The sequence below is a fragment of the Paraburkholderia sp. BR10141 genome (genome assembly GCF_056155635.1).
In genome coordinates this window covers 24894-43450 of record NZ_JBMIQH010000034.1, presented here as the reverse complement: position 1 = coordinate 43450, position 18557 = coordinate 24894, and the positions used below count along the sequence as shown (strand labels likewise).

Here is an 18557-nt window from a genome sequence, read left to right as displayed (position 1 = left end):
AGAATGCGCGGTGGTGTGCCGTAGACCGGGGTTGAGGCGTAGCGCAAATCAGGAACGATGGCGCTGAGCCTGACAACAATGCTGGGGACCAAAATGAAAGCAGTATCGCAAGGCGGCGGGCACGCAGGGTTCGTGCCGCAGGATCCGGCAGGCAGCGCGGCGCACGCGCAGCAACGCAAAACGGGACGCGCCGGCGCGGCGACGCGCCGCTCGCGGCTTTCCGTGAAGGCCACACTGCGTCTCGCCTTCGCGCTGGTGCTGATCGGCACGCTCGCCATCGGCGCCATTTCGCTCGCGCAAATCAGCCGCCTGAACGGCTCGACGCAATCGATCTACGAACAGGGCTACGTCGCGAGCCGCGCGGCCGAGGAAGCGCGCGGCCACGTGCTGCGCGCGAGCCGCGCGCAGAAGATGCTGCTCACCGCGACCACGGCGCGCGAGCGCGACGAACTAGGCCAGGACATCGACAAGGATCTCGGTGCGCTGGAGCGCGGCATAAGCCAGCTGCAGCAGTACGCGCAGGAGCAGGGCGGCGACGCGCTCGCCCTGCAAAAGAAGCTCGCCGATGCGACCACGGCGTGGAGCGGCCATCTGCGCGACTTCGTGACGCTCGTGAAGCAGCAGCCGCTCGATCTCTCGCAGATGAGCTGGCAGGTGGGCACGCAGGACGTCTCGCTGCTCGTGGAGACCGGCAAGCTCGAAACGCTCGTCAACGACCTCGTCGCGCAGCGCGGGACGGCCGCGAAGGCGACCATCGAAAAGGCCGAGTTCATCTTCAAGTCGTCGTTCGTGATGATGGCCGTGGCGACGGTGGCCATGTTCGTGCTCGCGTTCTTCGTGAGCGAATGGGTCGTGCGCCGCATCGCGCGGCAACTGGGCGGCGAGCCCGCGCACGCCAAGGCCATCGCGGCCCGGATCGCGGCCGGCGATCTCGCACAGCCCGTCACGGTTCACGCCCGCGACGCGGCGAGCATGCTGGGCGCGCTGCGCGACATGCAGAAGGGTCTCTCGACCACGGTGGCCGAGATCGCCGCGAGCGCCGAGGCGATCGCCTCCGCCTCGGGCGAAATCTCGACCGGCAATCTCGATCTGTCGCGCCGCACCGAAGAACAGGCCATGGCGCTCGAGCGCACGGCGAGCAGCATGGAGCAGCTCACGTCCACGGTGCGTCTGAATGCCGAAAACGCCGAACAGGCCAGCACGCTCGCGGGCAATGCCTCGGCAATCGCGGAGAAGGGCGGCTCGGTGGTCGGGCGCGTGGTCGCGACGATGCAGGAGATCAACGACAGCGCGAAGAGTATCGCGGACATCATTGGCGTGATCGAGGGCATTGCGTTCCAGACCAACATCCTCGCGCTCAACGCCGCCGTGGAAGCGGCGCGCGCGGGCGAGGAAGGGCGCGGCTTCGCCGTGGTGGCGGGCGAGGTGCGCAGCCTCGCGCAGCGCAGCGCGGCGGCGGCCAAGGAGATCAAGACGCTGATCGGCGCATCGGTCGAGCGCGTATCGAATGGCTCGACGCTGGCGCAGGACGCGGGCTCGACGATGGACGAAGTCGTGAAGGCCGTGCGGCGCGTGAACGACATCATCGGCGAAATTTCGGCGGCGTCGCGCGAGCAGCGCTCGGGCATCGAGGAAATCAGCCGCGCGGTCACGCAGATGGACGCCGGCACGCAGCAGAACGCGGCGCTCGTTGAAGAGGCGACCGCGGCGGCGCAATCGCTCGACGATCAAGCCAAGGTGCTCAAGCGGCTGGTGGGGAAATTCCGGCTGGCTTGACGCTCCTGCAGTTCGTTGCGGTCACAACGAAAAACGCCGCGTGGTCCGACACGCGGCGTTTTTTTATGGACGCGTCACTTCGCGTCGCGCTCGATGATCCACGCGTGCGCCGGGTCGTTGTGGAAGTGCCATTCGCGCGTGGGGCCCGCCATCACATTCAGGTAGTACGAGTCATAGCCATACGGGACGACGACCGGGTGATAGCCGCGCGGCACCATCACGACGTCGTGATTTTCCACGGCCATCGTTTCGTCCAGATCGCGCGCGTCAGTGTACACGCGCTGGAACGCGAAACCCTGCTGCGGATTGAGCCGGTGATAGTAGGTTTCTTCGAGCGCGCTTTCGTGCGGCAAGCGGTCGGCGTCGTGCTTGTGCGGCGGGTAGCTCGACGAATGGCCCGAAGGCGTGCGCACCTCGACCACGAGCAGCGATTCCGCGGGCGCGTCTTGCGGCAGGATATCGCATACGTAGCGCGTATTCGCTCCCTTGCCGCGCGTGGAGCGCTTCATCTGCGCGGGCTCGATGAGGCGAGCGGGCAGCGTGCCTTTGGCGGGCGCGCTCGCCACGCCCACTTCGGCATTGCGCTTGGCGCGCACCGTCGCTTTCACGCCGGGCGGCACATAAACGGCATAAGGCGCGGCGTCTTCGAAGACGCTGTCGCGCGAGCCGAGGCTCGACCAGCGCTCGCCGCCCGCCTCGATATCCACCGAGCCCGAGAGCACGACGATGCAGCTCTCGCGATCGGGCTCACTGACATAGACGAGTTCATCCACTTCGAGCCGGTATGCGGCGAAGCCGACATAGCGCCAGCCCGCGGTGTCGGGCGTGACGCGCGCGATCGTCTGACCTTCGCGCGCGGCCTTGACCAGCAGAGTCATGCTGCCTCCTTCGATGGGGTGTCCGTCGCATCGACGAGCGTGCGCAGCGTACGGTAACCCTTTTGCGCATATTCGTACGACGGTGCGATTACGGGGTCCTGCTCGGCTTCGACGACGAGCCAGCCGCGATAGCCGTGACGCTTCAGGCGCGCGATGATCGCGGGAAAATCGATGGCGCCGTCGCCCGGTACGGTGAACGCGCCTGCGAGCACGGCGTCGAGAAAGCTCCAGTTGCGGTTGCGTGCGAGTTTCATGACTGCCGGGCGCACGTCCTTGCAGTGCACATGACATACGCGTGCAATGTGCTTGTCGAGTTCGGCGACGGGGTCGCCGCCTGCAAACGTCATATGGCCTGCGTCGAACAGCAGGCCCACGGCGTCGCTCGTGCGCGCCATGAGCTTGTCGACGTCGGCGGGCGTTTCGACATAGGCGCCCATGTGATGGTGGTACGCGAGCCGCACGCCGCGCGAGAGCGTATGGCGCGCGAAGGCGTCCACGCGCGCGGCGTATTCGTCCCACTGCTTGTCGCTGAAAAAGCGCGGGCGCTGGTAGAGCGGACGCGGCGCGCCCTGGATCGAATCGGCGACCTCGCCGTAGACCATCACGGTCGCGCCGTTCTCTGCGAGCAGGTCCAGATGCTTCTCGACCGCGGCGATCTCTTCTTCCACGCTGCGTCGCGCGAGCATGCCCGAATACCAGCCGGAGACGAGCGATAGATCGTGTTGCGCGAGGAGCGACCTGAGCGCCTGCGGCTCGCGCGGAAACTTGTTGCCTAGCTCGAAGCCCTCGTAACCGATCTCGCGGCCCTCGGTCAGCGCCTGCGATAGCGGCGTCTCGCCGCCGAGCGAGGGCAGGTCGTCGTTCATCCACGACAGCGGGTTGATGCCGATGCGTACTTCAAATGCGCTCATGTGCGCTCCTCGATGTCTGTGTCGTCAGAGCCGTTATGCGTTGCCGGATTCGTCGTCGCTGGATTGCGCGCGTCCGCTGCGCTGCGCGACCTGCTCTTCATAGCGCTCGCGCGCCTCGCGCACGGTGGCGCGCGTGGACACCTCGGGCACGGCGACCTCCCACCACCAGCCGCCTTCCTCCGTCGTGCGCGCGGGGTCGGTGTCGATGGAGACCACGTAAGTGCGCGACGAAGCGCGCGCGCGTTGCATCGCCGCTTCGAGTTCCGCGACGTTCGCCACGTGCTCGGCCTGCGCGCCGAGCGAGCGCGCATGCGAGGCGAAATCGATGCGAGGGGCGCCGAGCGGCCCTTGCGCGCAATCGTCGAACAGGTTGTTGAACGGCGCGCCGCCGCAAGCCTGCTGCAACCGGTTGATGCAGCCGTAGCCGCGGTTGTCGAGCACGACGATGATGAGCTTCGCGCCCAGCATGACCGAGGTGGCGATCTCGCTGTTCATCATCAGATAGCTGCCGTCGCCCACCATGACGATGACCTCGCGATCGGGCCGCGCAAGCTTCGCGCCCAGGCCGCCCGCGATCTCGTAGCCCATGCACGAGTAGCCGTATTCGACGTGATAGGCGCCGGGCTGGCCCGCGCGCCAGAGCTTGTGCAGCTCGGCGGGCAGCGTGCCGGCCGCGCAGACGACGATGTCTTCGGTGTACGAACGACTCGACGAGCGCTGCACGGCGCCGATCACATCGGCGTCGTAGGGCAGGCGGTTGCGTTCCTGCGGCGCGTGCGTGATGCGCTCGATGCTCGCGCGCCAGTCGCCCGCGAGGCGCTGGGCGCGGGCGGTCCAGTTCGCGTCGGCGCGCCAGTTGATCAGTTCGTCGTTGAGCGCAGCGAGCGCCTGGCGCGCGTCGGCCTGCACGGCGAGGCCGTCGTGCTTGAGCGCGTCGAAGCCGTTGGCGTTCACGCCGATCACATGCGCGTTCGCAAAGAGCGAGTTCGAGCCGGTCGTGAAGTCCTGCAAACGCGTGCCCACGGCGAGCACGCAGTCGGCGTCGCGCGCCAGTTCGTTGGCGGCGGGCGAGCCTGTCACACCGAGCGCGCCGACGTTGAGCGGATCGTCCCACGCGAGCGAGCCTTTGCCCGCCTGCGTTTCGGCCACGGGTATGCCGCGCGAGGCCGCAAGCGTCTGCAAGGCCTGCGAGGCGCGCGAATAGAGCACGCCGCCGCCCGCGACGATGAGCGGGCGCTTCGCGCGATGCAACTGCATAAGCGCCGCATCGATCTCGGTCTGAATAGGCGCTGGGGCGTGGAATGTCACGAGGCGCGGCGTGAAGAAGCTCGCCGGATAGTCCCATGCCATGGCCTGCACGTCCTGCGGCAGCGCGAGCGTGACGGGGCCGCAGAGCGCGGCGTCGGTGAGCACGCGCAGCGCGCGCGGCAGCGCCGTGAGCAGCTGCGCGGGATGCACGATGCGGTCGAAGTAGCGCGAGACGGGGCGCAGCGCGTCGTTAGCGGAGAGGCCGCCGTCATGCAGATCCTCGATCTGCTGCAGCACCGGATCGGGTTCGCGCGACACGAAAATGTCGCCGGGCAACAGCAGCACCGGCAAGCGGTTCACGTGCGCAAGCGCGGCCGCCGTGACGAGATTCGTCGCGCCGGGGCCAATCGAGGTCGTCACCGCCATCATGCGGCGGCGAAAATGCGCCTTGGCATAGGCGATCGCGCTGTGCGCCATGGCCTGCTCGTTGTGCGCGCGCAGCGTGGGCAGTTCGTGCCGATACTGATAAAGCGCTTCCCCGATGCCAGCCACGTTGCCGTGACCGAAGATCGCGAACACGCCGCCGAATAGCGGCTCCGTACGGCCTGAGCCGTCCTCGCTCGCCACGCGCTGCGCAGCGAGATAGCGCACGAGCGCCTGCGCCGCCGTAAGCCGCACGGTGCTCGTGTGTGCCGCGGGTACTGCGTTCTGTGCGCTTTCCTGCGCGGCGTAGTCGCCAGGAGCAATGCGTTGATTCATGCCGCCTTCTCCTCATGGTTGTCGTGCGCACCTCGAGCGTCGGTGCGCGCGGCGCGCCACGCGCCGATCAGCGTTTCGAAGGCGCGGCGCGCGCGGGCGATCACCTCGTCGTCGCCGATTTCGCCTGCGAGCCAGGCGAGGCTCGGTTCATAGAAGATCGAGCGGCCCACTGTGAAGCCCCGGCACGTATTCGAGACGGCCGCCGCGCGAAAGCCCTCCACGAGCTGGTCGATCGGCGCGGAGAGCCCGAGCAGCACGACGCCGCGGCAATACGGGTCGCGCTCGGCGATCAGTGCGTCGATCTCGCGCCATTGCGCGGCGCCCGTCGGTTCGAGCTTCCACCACTCCGGATAGAGGCCGATGTTGTAGAGCCGCTTGAGCGCGCGATAGACCGTATCGGGCGCGTTCGGCTCGCCGTTAAGCTTCGGCGGGATCACTTCGAGCAGCAGTTCGTGGCCGCTCGCCTGGGTGGCGTCGTAGAGCGCGCGCAGTTGCGCTTCCTGTTCGAGACGCTGTTCGATGGGCTCGTCGGGGTGGAACTGCACGAGACACTTCACCGTGTGATCAATGGGCCAGGACGCGAGCGTCGTGCCGATCGAGCGGCCATGGTCGAACACGAGCGGCACGGAGCCCGGCAGCTCGACCGGACGGCCGATCCACCAGCCGCGGCCGGTTGCGGCGTTGAGCGCATCCTGGCCGTAGCGGTCATCGATCAGGACACCGATGCGTCCCTGCAAGCCGAGCGTGCGTTCGGTCTGCGCGACCGCCTCGACGAAGAGATTCTTCAGATACGAAATGCGCGCTTCGCTTGCGCCGGTGTGCTGCGCGAGATCGAAGAACTGGTTGCGATGATCGAACGCGAAGCCGAGCACTTCGTCGTGCCGCTTGCGCGCGGGTGTCACGCGATGCAGGCGCGCGAGCGTCGCGTCACGGTCGGGGCGGCGCATGCGTACGGGGTCGGCGACCGCTTCGCGCAGGAAGTAGTCGAGTTCCACGGGCGTCGGCATGGCGGGCGCGCAGCCGTGCCGCGAGACGACGAGGGCGCCGCACGCGTTGGCCGAGCGCGCGCAGTCTTCGAGCGAGGCGTCGCGCAGCCAGCCCGAAAGAAAGCCGGAGGCGAAAGCGTCACCCGCCCCGAGCACGTTGAGTACTTCGACTTCCACGCCGCGCTGCATGGGCAAATCGTCCATCGAGACGGGCACCGCACCTTCCACGATCTGGCAGCCGAGCGGCCCGCGTTTGACGAGCAGCGTCGCTTCCGTGACTTCGCGCACGCGCTTGAGCGCATCGACGAGCGATTCCTTGCCGCCTGCAATGCGGAACTCTTCCTCGGTGCCGATCACGAGATCGAAATGCGGCAGGATGCGCTGCAAATGCGCGCTCACCCCTTCGCTCGCGACGAAGCGCGTCTCGCCGTCCGCCTTGCCGGTGAGGCCCCAGAGCACGGGACGGTAGTCGATGTCGAGCACGGTGCGCACGTTGTTGCGGCGCGCGTAGTCGAGCGCGGTGAGGCTCGTGCGATTCACCTGTTCGGTCGAGAAGTGCGTGCCGGTAATGAGCAGCGCTTTCGAGGAGGCGATGAAGGCTTCGTCGAAGTCGCCCGCATCGACGGCCATGTCGGCACAGTTCTCGCGGTAGAAAATCAGCGGGAATGTGTCGCGGTCTTTCAGGCCCAGCAGCACGAGCGCCGTGAGGCGTTCATGGTCCACGCGCACATGGCTCGTGTCGCAGCCTTCCTTCGTGAGCGTTTCGACGAGGAAGCGCCCCATATGGTCGTCGCCCACGCGCGTGAGCATGGCCGACCTCAGGCCAAGGCGCGCGCAGCCGAAGGCGATGTTCGCCGAGGAGCCGCCCAGATACTTCGCGAAGGTGGAGACGTCTTCGAGCCGCGCGCCCACCTGTTGAGCGTAGAGATCGACGCCCAGACGTCCGAGGCAGACGATGTCGCGGCTGCGTCCGGCGGCGAAACGGCCCGGAGTGGAACGGGGCGGGGTTGAATGAGTCAGGGCCATGTGTATTCCTGTTGGGAGCTGTGCCGTGCGCTCGTGCTCAGATGGTCGCGCCGTCGAGTTCGGCGATCATCTTCTGCATCTCCGCACCGCCCGCCATCATGTCGAGCACTTCGTTCTTGCTAATCGTGTCCTTCGTGTAGGTCCCGAGCGAGCGACCGCGATTGAGCAGCGTGAACGAGTCGCCGATGGGGTAGGCGTGGTGCACGTTGTGGGTGATGAAGATCACCGAAATGCCCTTTGCGCGTGCGGCGTGAATCAGCTTGAGCACGTTGAAGCTCTGTTTCACGCCGAGCGCGGCGGTCGGCTCGTCGAGAATCAGCACGCGTGCGCCGAAGTGAATGGCGCGTGCGATCGCGAGACACTGCTTCTCGCCGCCCGACATCGTGCCGATGGCCTGATGCGGGTCGCGCACGTTGATGCCCATTCCGGCGAGGCGGTCCTTCGCGATCGCGGCGCTCGAATCGAGATCCATCACGTTGATGAAGCCGAACAGCTTCTTTTGCGGCTCGCGGCCCATGAAGAAGTTGCGCGCGACCGAGAGCAGCGGCACGAGCGCGAGATCCTGGTAGACGGTGGCGATGCCGAGATCGAGCGCGTCTTTCGGCGAATCGAACATTACGGGTTTGCCGTCCACGAAGTACTGGCCAGAGGTCGGCTGGTGCACGCCGGCGAGTGTCTTGATGAGCGTGGACTTGCCCGCGCCGTTGTCGCCGAGCAGGCAGTGCACCTCGCCGCGTTTCAAGCGCAATGTGACGCCGTTCAGTGCGATGACCTTGCCGAAGTACTTGCTGACATTCTCGAGCGCGAGAATCGTGTCGCCGTCTGCGGTGTTTTGAGTGTCGGACATTTGAGCCTCCGGCTTACGATTGCGCGACGCGGCGGCGCACATAGTGATTGAAGAGCACGGCAATGAGCAGCATCACGCCGAGGAACACGCGGAACCAGTCCGAATCGATGTTCGTGTAAGTGATGCCGATCTGCACGACGCCGAAGATGAGTGCGCCGAATGCTGCGCCGATCACCGAGCCGTAGCCGCCCGTGAGCAGCGTGCCGCCGATCACCGCGGCGATGATCGCTTCGAATTCTTTCTGCAGCCCGCGATCGGCAGCGGCCGAACCGATGTCGCACACCTGCAGCACGGCGAACAGGCACGAGCAGAACGCGGTGAGCATGAAGAGCGAAATCTTCACGCGCTTCACGGGCACGCCCACGTTCTTCGCGGCGTTGGCGTCGCCGCCCACGGCGAGAATCCAGTTGCCGTAGCGCGTCTTGGCGAGCACGAATGCGCCGATCGCCACGAGCGCGAACCACCAGAGAATCACCTTGGGCACGCCGGGCACGAGCGGCTGACCGTTTTCGAGCATCCTGCCGATGCCGATATGCGCAAGCGCGACGAACAGGCCCTTGAACGCCGTGCCATGAAAAAGCAGGTTGGTCACGAAGTCGGCTTTGGCCACATCGCCCACGCCCGAGACGATCGTGCGGTCGGCGAACATGATCGAGAGCGCAAGCGTCAGGCCGCGCAGGATGAAGAGGAACGCGAGCGTGACGATGAAAGAAGGCAGCCGCGTGCGCATCACGAGGTAGCCGTTGAGCGCGCCGAGCGCGGTGCAGCCCACGAACGCGAACAGAATGGAAAGCGCGATGGGCCAGTGGAAGTACATCGTGGGGATCGCCACCATCATGCCGGCGAAGCCGATCATCGAGCCGATGGAGAGGTCGAACTCGCCGGCGATCATCAGCAGGCACGCGCCGACGCTCAGGATGCCGAGGTAGGCGGCGACCTGGGACCAGTTCATCACGCCGTCGAGATCGAACATGCCCGAGCCGCCCGCGCCGATCGCGAAGACGGCGAAGACCAGCACGGTGCCGGAAATCGCGGCGAATTCGGGGCGGCCGAGCAGATGGCCGAACCACGATTCGCGGCGCACGCGTTCGTCGCTGGCGCCTGGCTGCGGCGCGGGCGCGTCTTGCGCGCCGTCTTCCTGAGCGTGCGAGGGGAAGTGTTTGCCGGCTACACCCATGATGTCTCCTGTATCGACCAGAGTTGGTGCTTTAGCGCCTTACGCTGGTCTCGTGCAAGGCGATCGGCCGTGGCAGACGCATTCGCGTCTGCGTTGGCTCAAATACCCGAGCGCATTCCCCACAAGCGACTGCCTTGCAGTAGAAGCAACACGGTGAATGGCGCGCGGCGAGGCTGGCGAGAGGCGATGGGCATCGGAAGATGCTAGCCACCGCCGCGCGTGGCTGACAAAAAATGCTTAGCGATACTGACCTGCGTACTTCACGACCTTGTCGAGATTCTCCTTGGTGATGAAGCCCGGACCCGAGCGGATGTTCTTCGGACCGTACGAGGGCTGCAGGCCATAGGTTTCAAGGCGCTGCTTGAACTTCGGATTCGCTTCGAGGATCTGGCGGATCTTCTGCGGGTCCGTGGTGTGCTCCTTCTTCACGATCGCGAGAACGGCCACGGGGATGTAGCCCTGCAGGTACGGCTGCTGGTCGATCGCGAACTGGATGGTGCCTGCGCGGATCGCCTTGGCAATGTCATCCGAGAAGTCGAACGTGCAGAAGTAGATCTTGCCCGCGAGGCCCATCTGGTCGATCGCCTTGAGCGTGGCGGCCGCCGGCACCGGGCCGAGCGTGAGGATCGCGCCCGTGTTCGGATGGTTGCGCAGATACGCGCTCACCTTCGACTGGATTTCCGTCGGGTCCTGGCCGGAGTCGATTGTCGAGCTCTTGTAGTCCACGCCGAGCGCATCGGCAAATCCGCGGCAGCGTTCGAACGACACGGCGTTGGTCGCGAAGTGATTCACGCACAGGAACGACTTCACGCCCGCGGCCTTGGCCTTTTCGCCGGCTGCGTGGCCCGCCACGTATTCGGGCTGACCCACGTGCATGATCGCGCCGAGCTTCTCGCTCTGTTCCTCGGTGCCCGAGTTGATCGTCACGAGCGGAATCTTCTTTTGCGTGACCTTGCCGATCGAGCTCTTGAGCACGTCGTAGTCGGCGATGGTCACGATCACGCCGTCGTAGTTACGCGCGGCGGCCTGTTCGATCAGGCGCGACATGTCGGCGATGTCGCCGTTGGGTGGATTGCGGTAGTCGGTCTCGACGTTCCAGTCTTCGTCGGCCTGCTTGATGGCGTTCTTGATCGTGTTCCACCACGAGTCGGAATCGGGCGCGTGGCTGATCAGCACGAAATGGCCGTCGGCGGCTTGCGCCGTTTGCGCGCTGAGCACGCTCGCACCTGTGACGCCCGCTGCCAGCGCGAGCACTGCGGCCAACCTCCGGAGCATGGTCTTGCCCTTGCGTTGAGTCATTGTCTCCACCTTTCTCGGTCTGTCGTTCGTTCTTGGGGTGAATGCCGCAGCCGCGCTTTTGACATGCCGCTTGTTACCTGCACCAGCTGCCGCGCTCATCGACAAGAGTAGGACATCGCCTCGCGACTTGCAACGAAAATTTCATTGCAAATAAAAATGGAAAATCTGTTCCATTCGTGTGACGCGCTGCCTATAATCGGCTCCGTCGGCATGCCGTGGAATCGAAGCCTGGTAAGGCTTTGCGGCAGTGCGGCAACCAGCCGAGGAAAACAATCATGGCGGATGACACAACCGACGCCGTAGCAGGCGTAGACGAATTGATGCAGCGCATCGCCCACGATTACGAGGCGCTGCCGCGTCAGCTGAAAAGCATCGCGACCTACATCGAGCAGCACCGCGCGAGCGTGATGATGGACCGTACGAGCGACATTGCCGCGAGCTGCGGCGTGCATCCTTCGGCGGTGGTGCGCTTTGCGCAGCGCTTCGGCTTCTCGGGCTTCTCCGACCTCCAGGCCGTGTTCCGTCAGGCCTATGCGGGGCAAGGCGCCTCGGCCACGAGCTATCAGCAGCGCATTCGCCAACTGATCGACGCCAAGGAAGGCGAAGCGAGCCCGGACATGGGCGGCGCCGTGGCACGCGAGTTCATCGGCGCGTGCCGCAGCGGGCTCGACGAACTCGAAGCCGGCCTGGACGGCGCGCAGTTCGACGAAGCCGTGAAGATGCTCGAGCAGGCGGACAACATCTACGTGATCGGCGTGCGCCGCTCGTTTCCAGTGGCGAGCTACATCGTCTATGCCTTGCAGCACACGCGCAAGCGCGTGCACCTCGTCTCGGGGCTCGGCGGCATGTACCACGAACAGATTCGCGGCGTGAAGAAGGGCGACGTGGTGATCGCCATCAGCTTCGCGCCCTACGGCAAAGAAACGCAGTACTGCCTGCGGGTGGCGCAGCAGCACCACGCCAGGACGCTCGTCATCACCGACAGCCAGCTTTCGCCGCTCGCGCGCCACGCGAACGCGCAGCTCTATGTGAAGGAAGGGAGCGCGTTCGCGTTCCGCTCGCTCACCAGCACCTTCTGCCTGTGCCAGGCGCTCTTCATTGCGCTTGCGTACCGGCTCGAACTCAACGTGGAAGAATCGACCGACACCGGAGGATACGATGACTAGTGCAGCAAGCGGCGCAGCGACAACGCTGGATGTGGCGGTATTCGGCGCGGGGCGCATTGGCCGCATTCATGCGGGCAATCTCGCGCGCCAGCCGGGCGTGCGTCTGAAGTACGTGATCGATGTCAATCGCGAAGCCGCCGCCGCGCTCGCCGCACAGCACGGCGCGCAGGTCGTGGATGTGGACGCCGCGTTCGGCGACGCTTCGATCGGCGCCACGGTAATTTGCTCGAGCACCGATACGCACTCCGAACTGATCCTCAAGTCGGCGGCAGCGGGCAAGCATATCTTCTGCGAAAAGCCCGTCGATCTGACCATCGAGCGCGCGCGCGCCTGCGCAGAAGCCGTTCAGCGCGCGGGCGTCGTGGCCATGATCGGCTTCCAGCGCCGCTACGATCCCACGTTCGCCGCGCTCAAGACGCGCCTCGATGCAGGCGAGATCGGCACGCCGGAAATGCTGATCATCACGAGCCGCGACCCGGGCGCGCCGCCCGTCGAATACATCAAGCACTCGGGCGGCATCTTCAAGGACATGCTGATCCACGACTTCGACATCTTCCGCTGGATCCTCGACGACGAGGCGGTGAGCGTGCATGCCACAGGCAGCTGCCTGTCCGACCCGGCGATTGCCGACGCGGGCGACATCGATTCGACGGCGGTGACGATTCGCACGAAGCGCGGGCGTCTTTGCCAGATCAACACGGCGCGGCGCGCGGCCTATGGTTACGACCAGCGCTTCGAGGTGCTCGGCAGCGAGGGCATGCTGCAGGCGGGCAACATGAAGCCGACCGAGGTGGTCGCGTGGTCGAAGACCGCTGTCGCGCAGGACGTGCCCGAGGCGTTCTTCCTCGAACGCTATCGCGCGGCCTATGCGCGCGAAATGGCGCACTTTCACGAAGCCGTGACGCAGGGCGTGCCGGTGCGCACCTCGGTCGCCGACGGCCTGAAAGCGCTGGAGTTGGCCGAAGCTGCCTCGCTGTCGTGGCGCGAGGGCCGTGTCGTGACGCTGGGCGATTGAAGCGAGCGCAGATCAAGCGAGGAGAGCAAGGATGCAGGCAATCGATCGTGCCCAGACGTTGCGCGTGGGCGTGGCGGGACTTGGGCGGTTGGGGCGGCGGCACGCGCAGAACCTGGCGTATCGCGTGCCGGGTGCAACGCTCGCGGCCGCGTGCAGTCCGCTGGAAGCGGATCTCGCGTGGGCGCGCGAGGCGCTGCCCGCCGCGCGGCTGTATGGCAAGTACGCCGATTTGCTGGCCGATCAAGCGGTCGATGCGGTGTGGCTCGTCACGCCTTCAGCATTGCACGCCGAGCAGATCGTGCAGGCGCTCGAAGCGGGCAAGCACGTGTTCTGCGAGAAGCCGCTCTCGCTCGACGTGGCCGAATGCGAGCGGGTGGTGAACGTGTCGCGTCGTCATGCCGACCGGCAGGTGACCATCGGCTTCATGCGCCGCTTCGATCCAAGTTATCAGGATGCCTACGCAAGCGTGCAGGCGGGGGCGATCGGCAAGCCTTTTCTGGTGCGCTCGCAGACCTGCGATCTGAACGATCCCGAAGGCTTTTTCGTGCGCTTCGCGCCGACTTCGGGCGGCATTTTCCTCGACTGCACGGTTCACGACATCGACGTTGCGCGCTGGCTGCTCGGCAAGCCGCGCGCCACACGCGTGTACGCCGCAGGCGCAATCGCGCTGCACGAAGGGCTGCGCGAATCGGGCGACGTGGACAACGGCGTGGCGATCTGCGAGTTCGAGGGCGGCCGTCTCGCGATGTTTTACGCCTCGCGCACGATGGCGCACGGCAACGACACGTCGAGCGAGGTGATCGGCACGGCGGGGGCGCTCGCGATCGGCCGCATCCCGCGCGCGAATCGCGTCGATGTCTACGATTCGACCGGCGTGCGCAGCGTTTGCACGCCCACGTTCTTCGACCGTTTCGAAGAGGCGTTCCTGAACGAAGCGCAGGCGTTCGTCGCCGAAGTGGCGGCACGCAAGGCGGGGCGGACGCAGGCGGGGAGCCTCGGCGCGACGCTCGAAGACGCCCTGGAGGCCACGCGCATCGGCCAGGCGCTGCGCGAATCGCTGCATACGGGGGCGGCGGTCACGCTGTCAGCCGTGCCGTGATCGGGACGCAAGCGGCGGCTGGCGTGGCTGCGGTAAAATCGACGCTATTGCCAGCGCCGTCTCACGCCGTGACGGTGCGCCACCGAAGGATCCAACCCCGATGCAGATTCAGGTTCACAAGGAAGTGGATGCGCGCGGGCTGAACTGCCCGCTACCGATCCTGCGCGCCAAGAAGGCGCTCGCCGACATGGAAAGCGGCCAGATCCTCAAGGTTCTCGCGACCGATCCCGGCTCGCAGCGCGATTTCGCCGCTTTCGCCAAGCAAACCGGCAACGAGATCGTGGAAAGCTCGCAGCAGGACAAGACGTTCGTGTTCCTGATGCGCCGGCGCTAGGCGCATCGGTAGATAAAAAAATGGCCCGCATGAGAATGCGGGCCATTTTCATTTGCCTGAGCGGGAGTCTCAGCGGGGGCGCCTAGCCTTCCAGCACCGGCTTGCGCGTACGCAGATACTCGTCGAAATCCGCGCCGACTTCCGGGTGGCGCAGCGCGAACTCGACCGTCGCCTTCAGGTAGCCGAGCTTGCTGCCGCAGTCGAAGCGCGTGCCGTGGTATTTGTAGGCGAGCACTTGCTCGTCGGCGAGCAGCGACTGGATCGCGTCGGTGAGCTGCAGCTCGCCGCCCGCGCCCGGCTTGATCGACTTCAGATGCTCGAAAATACGCGGCTTGAGCACGTAGCGGCCGACCACGCCGAGGTTCGACGGTGCGACTTCCGGCGCCGGCTTCTCGACGATGCCCGAGAGCTTGACGATCGAGTCTTCCCACTCCTTGCCGTCGACGATGCCGTACGAGCGCGTTTCCGAGGGCGGGATCTCTTCCACGCCGAGCACCGAGCTATGGTAGTGGTCGAACACCTCGACCATCTGCTGCATGACGGGCGGCGTGCCGTAGAGCAAGTCGTCCGCGAGAATCACGGCGAACGGGTTGTCGCCCACGAGCTTTTCCGCGCACAGCACGGCGTGGCCAAGGCCGAGCGCCTCGGGCTGACGCACGTAGAAGCAGTCGACGTTGTTCGGCTTGATGTTGCGCACCAGTTCGAGCAGCTTGGCTTTGCCGCGCGCTTCGAGTTCGGCCTCGATCTCATACGACTTGTCGAAATGGTCCTCGATCGCGCGCTTGCTGCGCCCGGTCACGAAGATCATTTCAGTGATGCCCGCAGCCACGGCTTCTTCGACCGCGTACTGGATGAGCGGCTTGTCGACCACGGGCAGCATTTCCTTCGGGCTGGCTTTCGTGGCCGGAAGGAAGCGCGTGCCGAGGCCCGCTACCGGGAATACCGCTTTTGTCACTTTCAGCATGTCTTTGTCCCTGTCCTGGTGCTCGTGTGACGCCGCGGGTGCGGCGCGACGCGTTACAGCCTTTGGCCGATATGGCGCTCAGGCCGGCAACCGCGTGAGTTGCGCGGTCAGCTTGTCCAGCGTTGCCTGGTATTCTGCCAGTCTTTTCTGCTCCTGCTCAACGACTGCGGGCGGTGCTTTCGCTACAAAACTCTCGTTTCCGAGCTTGGCCGTGCACTTCGTTACCTCGTTGCCGAGGCGGGCGATTTCCTTCGACAGGCGTTCGCGTTCGGCGGCGACGTCGATCTCCACCTTCAGCACGAGTTTGTCCGTCCCTACGATAGCAACTGGCGCGCCTGCCGAGGCCGCGTCGAGCGTTGCTTCGTCGGCGATGATCTGGACCTCCGAAAGCTTTGCAAGCGCCTGCGCATAGGGCGCGAACGTCGCGAGCCGCTCGGCGTTGCCCGTGGCGAGCAGCGGCACCTTCGTGGCGGGCGAGAGGCCCATTTCGCCACGCAGATTGCGGCACGCGTCGATCACGGCCTTCAGGTCGGCGGCCCACTGTTCCGCGGCTTCATCGATCTTCTTTGCTTCTGCCACCGGGTAACGCTGCACCATGATCGATGCTGCGCCTTCGGCGGCACCCTCGGGGTACGCGTCGGTGAGCGGCGCCACCTTCTGCCACAGCGCTTCGGTGATGAACGGAATCACCGGGTGCGCGAGGCGCAGCACCGTTTCCAGCACGCGCAGCAGCGTGCGGCGCGTGGCGCGCTGCTGCTCGGGCGTACCCGTCTGGATCTGCACCTTGGCCAGTTCCAGGTACCAGTCACAGTATTCGTCCCAGACGAACTTGTATATGGCGTTGGCCACGTTGTCGAAGCGATAGTCCGCGAAGCCCTTCGCGACTTCGGCTTCCACGCGCTGCAGGAGCGAGACGATCCAGCGATCGGCCTGCGAGAAGTCCGTGTAGCCGCCGGGGCCGCAATCGCCCGGCTGGCATGCGCCCGGCTTGCTGAAACCGCAGTCGTGGCCTTCGCAGTTCATCAGCACGAAGCGCGTGGCGTTCCAGAGCTTGTTGCAGAAGTTGCGATAGCCTTCACAGCGCGCGAGGTCGAAGTTCACGTTGCGGCCGAGCGTGGCCATGGAAGCCATCGTGAAGCGCAGCGCGTCGGTGCCGAACGCGGGAATGCCCTCCGGGAACTCCTTGCGCGTCTTCTTTTCGATGGTCGCGGCCTGCTTGGGATTCATGAGGCCGGTGGTGCGCTTGGCGACCAGCGCTTCGAGGTCGATGCCATCGACGATATCGATCGGGTCGAGCGTGTTGCCCTTGCTCTTCGACATCTTCTGGCCTTCGGCGTCGCGCACGAGGCCGTGCACGTACACCGTATCGAACGGCACCTTGCCGGTGAAGTGCGTGGTCATCATGACCATGCGCGCTACCCAGAAGAAGATGATGTCGAAGCCCGTGACCAGCACGGAAGAGGGCAGGAAGGCCTTCAGTTCGGGCGTATCCGCAGGCCAGCCGAGCGACGAGAACGGCACGAGCGCCGACGAGAACCACGTGTCGAGCACGTCTTCGTCGCGCTTCAGTGCGCCCGTGTAGCCCTTGGCTTCGGCCTGCGCGCGCGCCTCTTCCTCGCTCTTCGCGACGAAGATCTCGCCGTTCTCGCCGTACCACGCCGGGATCTGGTGGCCCCACCAGAGCTGGCGCGAAATGCACCAGTCCTGGATGTTCTCGAGCCACTGGTAGTAGGTCGTGGTCCAGTTTTCCGGCACGAACTTGATCTGGCCGCTGCGCACCACGTCGAGCGAGGTTTCGGTGATCGACTTGCCGGGATTGAAGGTGCCCTCGGGCGCGGGCTTCGTCATCGCGACGAACCATTGGTCCGTGAGCATCGGCTCGATCACCACGCCCGTGCGGTCGCCGCGCGGCACCATCAGCTTGTGCGGCTGGACCGAGTCGAGCAGGCCGAGTGCCTCGAAGTCGGCCACGACCTGCTTGCGCGCCTCGAAACGGTCGAGGCCGCGGTATTTGGCGGGCGCGTTGTCGTTGACCTTCGCGTCGAGCGTGAGAATCTCGATCATCGGCAGACCGTGGCGCAGGCCCACCTGGTAGTCGTTGAAGTCGTGCGCGGGCGTGACCTTCACGACGCCCGTGCCGAACTCGCGGTCCACGTATTCGTCGGCGATGATGGGGATCTCGCGATCGGCCAGCGGCAGCGTCACGGTCTTGCCGATCAGGTGCGCGTAGCGCTCGTCTTCCGGATGGACCATCACGGCCGTGTCGCCGAGCATGGTTTCCGGGCGCGTGGTCGCAACCGTGAGGTGGCCCGAACCGTCCGTGAGCGGATAGCGCAGGTGCCACAGGTTGCCGTTTTCCTCTTCGCTCACGACTTCGAGGTCCGAAACGGCGGTGCCCAGCACCGGGTCCCAGTTCACGAGGCGCTTGCCGCGGTAGATCAGGCCCTGTTCATAGAGGCGCACGAACACGTCGCGCACGGCGGTCGACATCTTGTCGTCCATCGTGAAGTACTCGCGCGACCAGTCGATCGACGCCCCCAGGCGCCGCACCTGGCCCGTGATGGTCGAACCCGACTGCTGCTTCCATTCCCACACGCGCTCGACGAACTTCTCGCGGCCCAGGTCGTGGCGCGAAATCTTCTGCGCGTCGAGCTGGCGCTCGACCACGATCTGCGTGGCGATGCCCGCGTGGTCCGTACCCGGCACCCACAGCGTGTTGTCGCCGAGCATGCGGTGGTAGCGCGTGAGGCCGTCCATGATCGTCTGGTTGAACGCGTGCCCCATGTGCAGCGTGCCGGTGACGTTGGGCGGCGGCAACTGGATCGAGAAATTGTTGCGGCCGGGCTCGAAGGTCGCGGCGGCGTAGCCTCGACGCTCCCATTCGGGGCCCCATTGGGCCTCGATCGTCTGGGGCTCGAAGCTTTTCGCTAGCGTGCTGTCGCTCATGGGTGGAATCTGCCGAAAAAAGGATGCGGAAACCTTCGATTATAAGGGGAAGTCCTGCCGGAGCCGACGCGCCAGCCGGGCTGGGGCACTGGGCGGACCATGGTGCGGGCCGTCGTGCGGGCGTTC

The 18557-nt window shown here is 65.6% G+C and carries 14 protein-coding genes; 5 read left to right on the top strand and 9 right to left on the bottom strand.

What is annotated here, in order from left to right; all coding sequences use genetic code 11:
• Nucleotides 1-93: 93 nt before the first annotated feature.
• Entirely contained in the window at nt 94-1776 is a 1683-nt protein-coding gene (locus tag ACOJB8_RS33000; protein ID WP_069268678.1) for a methyl-accepting chemotaxis protein, read from the top strand.
• Between the two features lie 74 nt (nt 1777-1850).
• Here the strand turns inward: ACOJB8_RS33000 and iolB are convergent, their stop codons facing one another.
• From iolB to ACOJB8_RS32965, 7 genes are all read right to left on the bottom strand, one after another.
• The gene (gene iolB / locus ACOJB8_RS32995; RefSeq protein WP_069268677.1) at nt 1851-2654 is read right to left on the bottom strand and encodes a 5-deoxy-glucuronate isomerase; all 804 of its coding nucleotides are present in this window, start codon (nt 2652-2654) and stop codon (nt 1851-1853) included.
• A complete protein-coding gene (iolE, locus tag ACOJB8_RS32990; protein ID WP_342945966.1) occupies nt 2651-3565 on the bottom strand; it encodes a myo-inosose-2 dehydratase in 915 nt (304 codons plus the stop codon). Before iolE ends, iolB begins: the two co-directional genes overlap by 4 nt.
• A 33-nt stretch (nt 3566-3598) precedes the next feature.
• Entirely contained in the window at nt 3599-5572 is a 1974-nt protein-coding gene (gene iolD / locus ACOJB8_RS32985) for a 3D-(3,5/4)-trihydroxycyclohexane-1,2-dione acylhydrolase (decyclizing) (RefSeq protein WP_342945965.1), read from the bottom strand.
• Nucleotides 5569-7584, bottom strand: coding sequence for a bifunctional 5-dehydro-2-deoxygluconokinase/5-dehydro-2-deoxyphosphogluconate aldolase (locus ACOJB8_RS32980; protein ID WP_342945964.1), 2016 nt, complete (start codon nt 7582-7584; stop codon nt 5569-5571). The genes iolD and ACOJB8_RS32980 overlap by 4 nt, the downstream gene beginning before the upstream one ends.
• Before the next feature lie 37 nt (nt 7585-7621).
• A complete protein-coding gene (locus ACOJB8_RS32975; RefSeq protein ID WP_069268674.1) occupies nt 7622-8431 on the bottom strand; it encodes an ATP-binding cassette domain-containing protein in 810 nt (269 codons plus the stop codon).
• A gap of 13 nt (nt 8432-8444) precedes the next feature.
• Nucleotides 8445-9608 (bottom strand): ABC transporter permease, encoded by a 1164-nt coding sequence (locus ACOJB8_RS32970; protein ID WP_342945963.1) that lies wholly within the window; start codon nt 9606-9608, stop codon nt 8445-8447.
• Nucleotides 9609-9845: 237 nt separating this feature from the next.
• Nucleotides 9846-10907 (bottom strand): sugar ABC transporter substrate-binding protein, encoded by a 1062-nt coding sequence (locus tag ACOJB8_RS32965; protein WP_069268672.1) that lies wholly within the window; start codon nt 10905-10907, stop codon nt 9846-9848.
• A gap of 275 nt (nt 10908-11182) precedes the next feature.
• Between ACOJB8_RS32965 and ACOJB8_RS32960 the strand changes: the two genes are divergently transcribed.
• The 4 genes from ACOJB8_RS32960 to ACOJB8_RS32945 all read left to right on the top strand — a co-directional run bounded on the left by ACOJB8_RS32960 (nt 11183) and on the right by ACOJB8_RS32945 (nt 14521).
• A complete protein-coding gene (locus ACOJB8_RS32960) occupies nt 11183-12073 on the top strand; it encodes a MurR/RpiR family transcriptional regulator (protein ID WP_069268671.1) in 891 nt (296 codons plus the stop codon).
• A complete protein-coding gene (gene iolG, locus ACOJB8_RS32955) occupies nt 12066-13088 on the top strand; it encodes an inositol 2-dehydrogenase (RefSeq protein WP_475016291.1) in 1023 nt (340 codons plus the stop codon). Before ACOJB8_RS32960 ends, iolG begins: the two co-directional genes overlap by 8 nt.
• A gap of 31 nt (nt 13089-13119) precedes the next feature.
• Nucleotides 13120-14187 (top strand): Gfo/Idh/MocA family oxidoreductase, encoded by a 1068-nt coding sequence (locus tag ACOJB8_RS32950; protein ID WP_475016290.1) that lies wholly within the window; start codon nt 13120-13122, stop codon nt 14185-14187.
• Between the two features lie 106 nt (nt 14188-14293).
• Nucleotides 14294-14521 (top strand): sulfurtransferase TusA family protein, encoded by a 228-nt coding sequence (locus tag ACOJB8_RS32945; RefSeq protein WP_028208042.1) that lies wholly within the window; start codon nt 14294-14296, stop codon nt 14519-14521.
• Between the two features lie 82 nt (nt 14522-14603).
• Here ACOJB8_RS32945 and galU read toward each other — a convergent pair whose 3' ends face one another.
• Nucleotides 14604-15485, bottom strand: coding sequence for a UTP--glucose-1-phosphate uridylyltransferase GalU (gene galU / locus ACOJB8_RS32940; RefSeq protein WP_028208043.1), 882 nt, complete (start codon nt 15483-15485; stop codon nt 14604-14606).
• Between the two features lie 78 nt (nt 15486-15563).
• A complete protein-coding gene (locus ACOJB8_RS32935) occupies nt 15564-18431 on the bottom strand; it encodes a valine--tRNA ligase (RefSeq protein WP_368617751.1) in 2868 nt (955 codons plus the stop codon).
• Between the last annotated feature and the right edge of the window lie 126 nt (nt 18432-18557).